Below are 9,967 nucleotides of genomic sequence, written 5' to 3' on the forward strand. Positions count from 1 at the left end.
ATAGCTAGCGTAGCCGCTGGCTATTTGCTGCTACGCGGCTTGGTTTTATCTGTGGTTTTAGCTGTGGTTTTAGGCGCAGCTTTAGGCTTTGCTTTAGCGGTTTTTTGCAGCTCAATGCTGGTTTCAGTAGCTTTATTCGAGCGGCCGCTGAGTACCTTGCGCGAAATAGTTTTTAACAGTGAGCCACGGTTGCTTACTTCAAAACCCGGCTTATTGATGCGTTTAATCTCGCTACCAATCAGCTTTTGAATACGCTCTAAGGTTTGCTCTTCTTCGCGGCTGACAAAAGAAATAGCGGTGCCTGAGGCGCCTGCCCGGCCGGTGCGACCGATACGGTGCACGTAATCTTCCGGTAAATACGGCAAGTTAAAATTCACCACAAAATCCAGCCCCTGGATATCCAGGCCACGGGCAGCCACTTCGGTGGCAATCAACACCTGTAATTTAGCTGATTTAAAATCGGCAATAGCGCGGCGCCGGGTACCCTGACTTTTATCACCATGGCAGACTGCAGCGTTTACCTTGGATTTTTGCAAGTCGGCTAACAGCCGGTCAGCCTGCTCCTTGGTACTGGTAAATACCAACACCTGAAACCAGTTATGCTCGGCCAATAACTGTTCAAATAATGCAATTTTGCGGCTTTCTTCTACCGGATACACCACATGGTTTACCGTATCAGCGGTACTGTTGGTTTTGGCTACCCGAATTTGCTGATGGTTTTTCAGAATTTTATGCGACAGTTCATTTACCGCCGGTGAAGTGGTAGCAGAAAACAACAGGGTTTGCCGTGACGCTGAGGTCATGTTCAGCAACTTCAGTACATCAGTGCTAAAGCCCATATCTAACATACGATCGGCTTCATCCAGTACCACAAATTCGACATCGCTCAGAATTACATTGCCCAGCGCCATATGCTCTAACAAACGGCCAGGGGTGCTGATCACGATATCGACACCAGCAATAAGTTTATTGGCCTGCCCGCCCATTTTCACGCCACCATAAAGGGCGGTAACACTGATAGGTAAATACTGCGCATAAGCGCTTATTGCCTCAGCTAATTGCTCAGCTAATTCGCGAGTGGGCGTTAAAATTAACGCGCGCAGGCGGCGCTCAACGCTGGCTTTGGGTTTATCCAGCATGCGCTGTAATACCGGTATAGCGAAGGCTGCCGTTTTACCGGTACCGGTTTGCGCCGTCACTTGCAAATCTTTACCCCGGCGTGCCGGTACTATGGCCTGCGCCTGCACTGGTGTCATGTCGCTATAACCATAGTCGACTAAGGCGCGTTGTAAATCTGCAGCTAAATCTAAAGATGAAAATTGCATAAGAGTTCCTCTGTAGAATAGCTACAGTTTAAATGAAGGTAAAAATTAGTCAGCCGCGTCGTCACTCGGGCGCGGTTGATGCTGGCAGGCTCTGGCCAGAATTTCGATATAAAACTGGCTAAGCTCTTGCGCTGCAGCAGCATCTATATGTTTATTGATATCTGAAGTAAAAATTGTTGTGGCTTCTTCTTTAGTCGCACCAAAGCGGCAGTCAAAGGTCCAGTAATCTGTGCCGGCTGGCAGGGCTTTGCGTCGCTCGCGGGCCAGGTATTTTTTAATTTCGTGCTTAATGGCATCGACTAAACGGGCGGGTTGCAGCTTAGCGTGGGTTAATGCAAATGTCTTTTTCATTGATATTCCTAAAAGTGCGTACCTGACAGTAAAATATCAATACGCTGATAAAGCGCGCATTCTACATGTAAGCGTAGAAGATAACCGCCACTATCTGCTATTTATCGGCAAAATCCGGGCAGTTATGTCTTATAAGAGGCAGCTAACGCTGCATCACCACCAAAAAAACTTAAACAGGTATAGTAACAAACCTAAGTTTAACAGCAGGGTGCACCAGAATAACCGTAAGAAAGATGTTTTTTGAGATTTATGCCGCAAGTGCTGTTGCGCAAGGCAGGCCCCGGGCCAACCACCGAGTAACGACATAAGGTGTAACGTCGACTCGGGTGTCCGCCGCCCTGCAGCTTGTGCCTGACGTTTATCCCAGGCATAACTGATAAAGGTTATCAGGCTAAGGCCAACATAAGCCGCTAATACCCATAACGGCAGCTTACCCAGCCAATGCAATAAGGCCAGCGCAATAAAGAATAACACTACTAATTTTAACGGCAAGTAGTTGGTGGCGTTAGCCGATGTGATCAACTGCTTTCTCCTGCCAAAGCGTTAATATTCAATAACAGTTGCTCACTGTATTCTATAGCCAACAGAGGGCAACACATCAGTGCCACTACACTGGCTGCGGGCTGCCAGATTTTCAGCTGAGCATTGGCCGGCTTCGCTCTCTAAGCAGAATTCAAAACGAGTGCGCGTCTTTACTGGCTCGGTGATTAAACCAGCAGGTAATTGCTGCCAATTCCAACGCTGAATAACCAGCTGTGCTTCCCGTTCAAAGATCCGCCCTGCGCTATCCGCTATTTTCATAATATGGATCTGGTAATCGGGCATGATCACATATTCAATGGTCGCGCAGCCTTCTTTGCCAGAAGTGGCGGCGTCTATCGGATAACGTGGCGCTATTCTTTGCAATGGTTGCCACGCTGACGTTTGTAAAACAGCCTCTTGCAACAGTAAGTTATCAAATGGCTCGCCTGATGTTGTGCTCGGTGTAGATTTACAGGCGCTCAGGCCTAACACTGACAACAGCACAATTAAGGTTTTCTTCATATCCATCCTTTTAATTCTGAGTATTCCTTTTAAAAATAGACTCGCTAAAAGCCCTGATGCCGGGTTCATGCAGTTATGTCTGTAACTGCACACCATTATTAATACATTTCATCATTATGCAACTTAAACATTTCGTAGCCTGACCTTTAACCAGCAAACCAGATTACTGATCTGCAGCCCTTTCAGTAACAGCATCCGTGGGGTTAAAGCCAAAATAATGGTTAACAACCTGGCAGAGCCTTTTGTGGACAGATCGAGCCTTATTCAAGTCCTATGCAGGAAAGGCCGCAAAGCACCATTTTTTCCAAGGTAAAACTGGCGTGTTAAAGCGCAGATGAGTTAATTGGCATTTAACTTTATTCACTAAGCGAGCCAAAGTCACACGCGCGGTTGCGACCAGTTTGTTTTGCCGCATACAAGGCCTTGTCGGCCTGGGCATATAACGCAGCCGCGCCGCCCTTCCCAACCGCATGCCAAGTTGTCACGCCAATGCTTACTGTCACTACCAAAGCCGTAGGAGACGAATCGTGTTCAAGCGCCAGTGCCGCTAATGTTGCCATAATTTTTTGCGCCACGGTCATGGCGCCAGCCTCGTCAGTGTCAGGCAAAATTATCGCAAATTCTTCACCACCAACCCGCGCAGGTAAATCATGCTGTCGGCAAGATGCCGCTAACAGGGCGCCAAACTGACTTAAAAATTCATCCCCTTTCGGGTGACCGTAGCGGTCGTTATAGAGCTTAAAATGGTCCGCGTCCATTAGCAGTAATGATAGTGGGCCCTTGCGCCGCATGAGCCGGGACAGTTCGATTTCCAGGCGCAAGTCAAAACGACGCCGGTTAGCAATTCCAGTGAGTGCATCAGTGCTGGATAACTCTTCCAACGTATGAACCTGCTTTTGCAGCACCGCAAGCAAACTGTTTATGCCTTGGGTAAGCACACCAATCTCATCTTGGCGATCGACAGCCACTTGAGTGTGCCAGTTTTTTGTTTCACTAATTTTTGCCACGTTGTGGCGCAGCCGGCTAATCGGACGCACCAGCCACCATTGCACGGCGAACAACAGCACCAGCCCAGTAACCAGTGCTACTGCCGCCATCTGCAGCAGTACATCCATGATAACATTACGGCCCTGCATAATAAGTTCGCGGTCCATATGGATCCGCACCCAAGTGAGTGGTTTTTCGTTTACGTCGTGTAGCAGGTACTGCATAGCAATGGCATTTTTGGAAAATTGTACCTTCAATTCAGTGTTTGAAAGATACTTAAGTGCCGGCAACTGCCAGGTCTGCGCTAAAGGCAAAAGTGTGTGTTTAATGTCCAGATGGTCCAGCGTAAAGTTAGCTGCGGCGTATTGGCTCATCTCTTTTTGAGCTGCGGCCTCCAGCTCGATCACCATTACCAGGGTCCCAAGCATGGGGCCGGCTCCATCACTGGGTAACACGCCTGTCCAACATAGGGCACTAAGCGCCGCCGCCACACGCGCTACGCCACATTCAGTCCGCCCTGGCTGAACCGCAGCAAGGGTAATCCGCTCGACTAAAATCGCAGACAGATCACTGGCTTGAACCTGCTCACCGCTACTGAAAGTTCTGGAGCCAAAATTATAAATCCCATTATTTTTATCCAATAATAACACTGCATCAAATTTAGATAGCCCGATACTTTCTGCTACAAAACTTGACTGCTCAAGCACTGGTTCACGGTGCTGCAAATGCTTATACATGTCATCCCAAATTGCCCAATCAGCATTCATAGCAGCAATGGCGCTCATTTTATGTTCAAGTGAACTAATCACCCGCCACGCTTTTTGCTGGGCAACTTCGCGCTCCATTTCTTCAAAAGTAGGCAGCAAGCTTTTGTGCATCAGCACTAAACCCAAGCCACCCATAACTGAAAACACCAAGCCAAAGACAAAGATGATCCGTGGGCCAATCCCCAAACCAGTAAAAAAAGTGTGCAGGCTCTGTTTCACTGAAAAAATCCATGCTTATTCATACATTAAAAGCATAGTGCCATATTTAATTTAGCACTAGGTTAAGTTCATGGGCTTTTTTTAGGAAAATTACGCGTCTAGCTCATTCATCGCTGAAAGTGCTATGCTGGCTTATGGCAAGAATGGAATAACTAACCCAAGGAAACCTGACTATGCGCCCTATTTACTGTGGCTTGCTGTTGCTGATGCTGGCCAGCTGTGGCAAAAACGAAGTGGGCGACGTATCTTTAGGCGTATTCACCACCAAGGATATCAAGATAGATGCTTTTATCGATCCGGTGGTGACCGGCGTTACCTGTCATGTTTCCAGCATTGAAGCCAATCTGAACTTTTCTGACCCGTCAGACAGCTCTGTTGCCTGTCGCCAGACTGGCCCTATTACCGCCCAAATGATTGCCCAAATAGATAAAAGTAAGAGCGGTGAAGTGCTGTTTACCAAATCAAAAAGCATCTTTTTTAAAAGCATGAAAATTCGCCGTATTCTTGATGCCGACAATCAGACGCTGATGTATGTGTCCTACTCCACCAAGGAAACCTCCGGCAGCTTTAAGCACAGCCTGTCTACCGTGCCGCTATGGGGCACCGATGCCTATAACGCCGCGAAGCTGCAAAACTGATAGCGCTGCAAAACAAATACTAGTGTACGCCGCTAAATATAAGCAGTGCCTTTTAAATACAGCACGGCAAACCCTGACACTAACACCCGGTCATTGCTAATGCTGCAATATACTATGCCACCACGCTGCGATGCCTGGAAAGCCAGCAACTCAGTTTTAGCCAGCACCTGCGCCCAATAAGGCGCCAGCCCGGCATGAATTGAGCCGGTTACCGGATCTTCATCCCCGCCGTTGGCCGGCCAGAAATAGCGGGAAATAAAGTCATAGTCGCGGGCTTTAGCGGTCACCACCACATCAAAAGGGGCTAGCTGTTTCAAGTGCTCTGAAGAATAGGTCAGGCTTGTAACATCCTGCTCTGACGCCATTACCGCAAAATAAGCCTGGCGGTTTTTCAATACCTGCATAGGTGTGACCGATAATCCCGCTAATAAGGCGTCCGGCACCTGCTCGAGCACTTGCGGGCACTGGTTGGGGAAACTCATTTCAATCCTGCCGTCGCTATGCTGTTTAACCCACAGTGTGCCGACTTCTGCGGTTAAAAACTCAATGTCACCCTGAGCGCCCAGCTGATTCAAGATCACATAGGACGCCGCCAGGGTGGCATGGCCACAAAAGTCGATCTCGGTCAGCGGAGAAAACCAGCGAGTTTCATATTTATTGGCCGATAACGCCCGGATAAAGGCGGTTTCAGAAAGGTTATTCTATGCCGCAATGTTTTGCATTAGCTCAGGTGCTAGCCACTGTTGTAGTGGCACAACGGCCGCAGAATTGCCTTTAAACTGCTGTTGAGTAAAGGCATCTACTATATAAATATCTAATTCCAACACAGACTCCTTAGGTTTATTCGCTCAGGTAAAGCCATATTTTTTGATAACGCCTGCACAGCTATGTTGAATAGCCTTATCCCTACCGAGCTGCTTCGGTCAACGCAAGCATATGCCTTTGAGGATCTTGCCGGCCGTGCAGCACGCGAATAATTTCAACCCGGTTGGCGATAACCCGGTAAAACAAAATATGACTTTGAATGGGTAAGCTTCTGATATGAGGTAGAAGTTCTGGACGTTCTACGCCGATCAGCGGTTGTTCTGTTAGTAACCAAAATCGATTTTTTATGGCCAATAGGTAGCTATCTGATTGGGCTTGCCCCCAGGTCCCAAGTCCGTATTGATATATCTCTCTCAAGTCATTTTTAGCAGCAGGTGCAATAATGAGCTTGAAAGCAGGCATCTGTTTAGCCTTTTATATCGTCAAACAATACATCCAGCGCAGCCTTTGATTCAATTGCAATACCTTCGCCACGGTCCAGTTGCTCAGTAGCCACTTTCAGTTGTTCGCGCAGGCGAGCCAGTTTCACTTCATGGATCCAGTCTTCATGAGTATCCATAAAACGTAAGGCTTCGCGAATGACTTCACTGGCATTATTGTATAAACCACTCTCAACTTTGGCTTTTATGCGAGACTCTAGTTCTGGCGTCAGGGATACATGCATGATGACCTCTAAAGGTAAGCACCTATATCGGTTATGCTAGGCTTGGCGACAAAGATTGTCAATTTTTGTAGTTTACGAACTTGACCAAAACGGGGTTCCAGCCGTTCTTACCAAGTATCGACTTAACCAATAGAGGATAGAAGCTAAAAAGGGCTAACAGCATGCCCGTGGCAGGGTTCACCGGTTACCGGATGTTGAAAATAGATATCACTGGCATGCAGTAATAATCGGTCTGCCAGCTGTTGGCTGCTGTCACTGTGGTACAAATCACATCCGAGGATCGGATGATTGATGCTAAGGCTATGAATGCGCAGCTGATGGGTGCGGCCACTCAGCGGAGTAAACTGCACCAGGCTGCGTCGCGGCTGGCTCAGCCGTTTTACTACCCTGAACTGACTGCTGGCAGCTTTGCCGGTGCTGTCGCAAATGTTCACCCGCGGAAACTGGCTGTTATCTTTGGCAATCGGCGCTGTTATTAGCCCTTCGTCAGCACTAACCCAGCCTTCTAACATGGCGCTGTAATGCTTTTGCACCGAACCGGCCTGAAACTGCTGATTCAAATGCGCGGTGGCATCTGGCGTCAGTGTCACCACCATAATACCCGAGGTACCAAAATCTAGCCGATGCGGTAATTTCGCCAGCGGAAACGCCGGGCTTACCCCTGGCTGGCCGTGTACCAAACGATAGTGAACCGAATCGTGGTTAAGCGGGTTTTTACCCGATAAACTCAACAAGCCTGAGGGCTTGTTTATCAAGAGGATGCTATCGTCCTGATATAAAATGTGCACAAACTCATAGCAGGCCGGTGCGATAAAGGTATCAATAATGTCCACAAGCTCCCCTTTTTAGCCTTTTATACCATCAAACAGCACATCCCGCGCAGCCGTTGATCCATTCCCGCGCTTTACTGTCGATTTTTCAAAGAGATTAACAAAATTTTTCAGTCTGTAAGAGCTTTGGCCAAAGCTGATCTATAGGCGGACTATGATTTATACAGTACGATACATGAGTACCGTCTTCTTAAACCCTATGCTGTATCACCTGAAAACAACAATAAGGTATTTACAATGACAAAGAGCAAACTGCTATACCTCTTAGCATTTTTTGTATTTGGTTTATACGCGCAAGCGTTCGCCCAGGAGTCACCGGCAGTTGCAGTAAGCACCAACGCTGTTATAAACGATTATGTCAGCGACGTAACCACTGTGGTTTGTCCTTTTAAAAATGATATCGATTATAAGCCAGGTAGAGTGCGTTGCGGCTTTATTACGGTACCGGAAAACAGAGAGGTGCCCGATAGTCGTTTACTTCAGATCATTTTCACCCAGATTGTTGCCGAGGCGAGTCTTGATATTGACCAGGATGACAAATCAGCCAAAGAGAATGAGGAAGTACTTGAGGCAAGAGAAGACCCCATTATCTACCTCAGCGGCGGGCCCGGAGCGGGCATAGAATTTTATGTAAAACGCTTTTTAAAGCATGACTTAACCAAAACCCGGGATTTATACATTCTTAATCAACGCGGCATCGGTGATTCTGAAGAGCTTTGTCCATATTATGAGACCACCAGCCGCGAACTGGTACTCGCTGATAATCTAAAAGCGCAGGAAATTGAAAATGCGCAGCGAATGAAAGCATGTTTTGCAGTGGCTACCAACAGAGGTGTCGATTTAAGCGCCTACAATACGGTTGAGAATGCCAGAGATGTGCGCGCGCTTCGCCAGGCTTTAGGCTTTGAATCGTGGAATGTGTGGGGCATTAGCTATGGCAGTCATTTAGGGCAAATGTTAGTCAATGTAGACCCTGAAGGAATACGGGCTTTGGTGCTCGATGCCATTGTACCTAATGATCTGGGCGATTTAATGCGCATTCATCGCTGGGTTGCACGAAACCATCAGAATGTATTTACAGAATGTGCGCGGCAGGGCGCTGCAATTTGTGAGGGCTTAGAACAGGCGTTTTACGCTGCGGGTAATGCCCTCATTGCTAACCCTATTATGGTGGATGCGTTTGACAAAGAGCTGTTCCCATCGGGTAAAGCGCATGTACCGGCGTTAATTGCCGCTTTTGCACCCTTCTCTATGCTGTATGAACAAGACACTTACCCCGCTATCCCATCGGTTATGCGCGGTTTAGTCGCTATGATTAACAGCAGGGACGACGAAGTATTTCAGGCATTAGTAAATGGCGACGGAGGATTTTCCCGCAGTTCTGGCATAGGTATGGGCAGCGCGATACGTTGTAACGATGGTTACATGGCTGCAGAAGCCCGTGTTGCGGCAGAGGATCTACAAGAAGATTTTGGTTTTAATGAGGGCGCATTTTCAGTCGAGGGTTCCCAATTAATGGCCGACACCTGCGTTGAGGCCGGTTTAGCACCGCGAGATCGCAAGGACTATCAACTTATTCAAAGTACTATTCCAACCTTGGTGGTTAACGGCGATTGGGATCCAATCACCCCGCCAGCGCTGGCTGAGCGAATTGCACCAGGCTTTAGCAATGGCCGCTTAATCATCGTGCCTTACGCCGGCCACGGCCCTACCCGTTCCATGCCTGAATGTGCATCGCAAGTGCTCACTGACTTTTTCGACAACCCAGGCCAAAATCTTGCTGAATTAGATGCATCTTGCCTGGAAAAAGGTGCTGAGCCACCAGAGTTTTTGGATTACCTGCAAACGGATATCCATTTAAAGCTGGCAGCACGCGCCATGGATGATCCAAAAAACGTCGTTGTCCCCGGATTGCTCGCGTCTACGCCTATCATTATTTCCTTATTAGGTTTCATCATGATTTCCTGGGGGGCTATTACCAGACGCTATAGCTCAAGCCATGTCGACGAGCCAGGTCTTGGCCCGGTAACGCCCCGGCTTATCGCTTTTATCACCACGCTTATTTTACTAGTGGGTGTCGGGCTGATTGGCTTAGGTGTTCAAAGGGCAATTGAAATCAGCGAGGTCAGTATTATTGCGGGTTTTGCGCCACCCGCCGGTACTGGTGCATGGCTGGTGCTACTGGCAGGATTAAGTGGTATAGCGACCCTTGTGCTCACGTTAAAAGCGCATAAAAATAGCCCCCTTAGAAAACGTTCGCTAAGCGGCTTTGTGCTTTTGAGCCTTTGTGCAATGTTACTGAGTGTTATCTTTGTTA

10 protein-coding genes and 1 pseudogene are annotated in these 9,967 nt (G+C 48.0%); 2 read left to right on the plus strand and 9 right to left on the minus strand.

The features are described from left to right. Positions 1–20 precede the first annotated feature (20 nt). From V7D78_RS08605 to V7D78_RS08625, 5 genes are all read right to left on the minus strand, one after another. Positions 21–1,325, minus strand: coding sequence for a DEAD/DEAH box helicase (locus V7D78_RS08605; protein WP_333608039.1), 1,305 nt, complete (start codon positions 1,323–1,325; stop codon positions 21–23). Positions 1,326–1,370: 45 nt separating this feature from the next. After that, complete coding sequence (locus V7D78_RS08610; RefSeq protein WP_333608040.1) at positions 1,371–1,676, minus strand: DUF6172 family protein; 306 nt, start codon at positions 1,674–1,676, stop codon at positions 1,371–1,373. A 153-nt stretch (positions 1,677–1,829) separates the two neighbouring features. Further along, positions 1,830–2,198 carry a DUF1294 domain-containing protein gene (locus V7D78_RS08615; protein ID WP_333608041.1) on the minus strand — a complete coding sequence of 123 codons (369 nt, stop codon included), beginning with the start codon at positions 2,196–2,198 and terminating at the stop codon, positions 1,830–1,832. Between the two features lie 42 nt (positions 2,199–2,240). Then, positions 2,241–2,720 carry an energy transducer TonB gene (locus V7D78_RS08620; RefSeq protein ID WP_333608042.1) on the minus strand — a complete coding sequence of 160 codons (480 nt, stop codon included), beginning with the start codon at positions 2,718–2,720 and terminating at the stop codon, positions 2,241–2,243. 356 nt (positions 2,721–3,076) lie between these two features. Then, a complete protein-coding gene (locus V7D78_RS08625; protein WP_333608043.1) occupies positions 3,077–4,693 on the minus strand; it encodes a sensor domain-containing diguanylate cyclase in 1,617 nt (538 codons plus the stop codon). 173 nt (positions 4,694–4,866) lie between these two features. Here V7D78_RS08625 and V7D78_RS08630 point away from each other — a divergent pair, with 173 nt between their 5' ends. Further along, complete coding sequence (locus V7D78_RS08630; RefSeq protein ID WP_333608044.1) at positions 4,867–5,331, plus strand: CreA family protein; 465 nt, start codon at positions 4,867–4,869, stop codon at positions 5,329–5,331. Between the two features lie 32 nt (positions 5,332–5,363). Here V7D78_RS08630 and V7D78_RS08635 read toward each other — a convergent pair. The 4 genes and pseudogenes from V7D78_RS08635 to V7D78_RS08650 form a co-directional block, all read right to left on the minus strand. Continuing rightward, positions 5,364–6,158, minus strand: a pseudogene (locus V7D78_RS08635) (PhzF family phenazine biosynthesis protein). 79 nt (positions 6,159–6,237) lie between these two features. Beyond that, positions 6,238–6,558 carry a type II toxin-antitoxin system RelE/ParE family toxin gene (locus V7D78_RS08640; protein WP_333608045.1) on the minus strand — a complete coding sequence of 107 codons (321 nt, stop codon included), beginning with the start codon at positions 6,556–6,558 and terminating at the stop codon, positions 6,238–6,240. A 4-nt stretch (positions 6,559–6,562) separates the two neighbouring features. Beyond that, positions 6,563–6,820, minus strand: a complete 258-nt coding sequence (locus tag V7D78_RS08645) for a type II toxin-antitoxin system ParD family antitoxin (RefSeq protein ID WP_333608046.1) — start codon at positions 6,818–6,820, stop codon at positions 6,563–6,565. A gap of 143 nt (positions 6,821–6,963) precedes the next feature. Continuing rightward, on the minus strand, positions 6,964–7,653 hold the full coding sequence (locus V7D78_RS08650) for an RluA family pseudouridine synthase (protein ID WP_333608047.1): 690 nt from the start codon (positions 7,651–7,653) through the stop codon (positions 6,964–6,966). 234 nt (positions 7,654–7,887) lie between these two features. Here V7D78_RS08650 and V7D78_RS08655 point away from each other — a divergent pair. Beyond that, positions 7,888–9,967: alpha/beta fold hydrolase (locus tag V7D78_RS08655; RefSeq protein WP_333608048.1), on the plus strand; the 2,080-nt coding region annotated here is incomplete at its 3' end.

Origin of the sequence: Arsukibacterium sp. (assembly GCF_036735525.1) — a bacterium.
In the GTDB taxonomy this organism is placed as follows: domain Bacteria; phylum Pseudomonadota; class Gammaproteobacteria; order Enterobacterales; family Alteromonadaceae; genus Alishewanella.

Excerpts from the sequence above, each read along its gene's own strand:
- V7D78_RS08630 (WP_333608044.1), top strand. The coding sequence starts at position 4,867 with ATGCGCCCTATTTACTGTGGCTTGCTGTTGCTGATGCTGGCCAGCTGT.
- V7D78_RS08610 (WP_333608040.1), bottom strand. The coding sequence starts at position 1,676 with ATGAAAAAGACATTTGCATTAACCCACGCTAAGCTGCAACCCGCCCGT.
- V7D78_RS08645 (WP_333608046.1), bottom strand. The coding sequence starts at position 6,820 with ATGCATGTATCCCTGACGCCAGAACTAGAGTCTCGCATAAAAGCCAAA.
- V7D78_RS08605 (WP_333608039.1), bottom strand. The coding sequence starts at position 1,325 with ATGCAATTTTCATCTTTAGATTTAGCTGCAGATTTACAACGCGCCTTA.
- V7D78_RS08620 (WP_333608042.1), bottom strand. The coding sequence starts at position 2,720 with ATGAAGAAAACCTTAATTGTGCTGTTGTCAGTGTTAGGCCTGAGCGCC.
- V7D78_RS08640 (WP_333608045.1), bottom strand. The coding sequence starts at position 6,558 with ATGCCTGCTTTCAAGCTCATTATTGCACCTGCTGCTAAAAATGACTTG.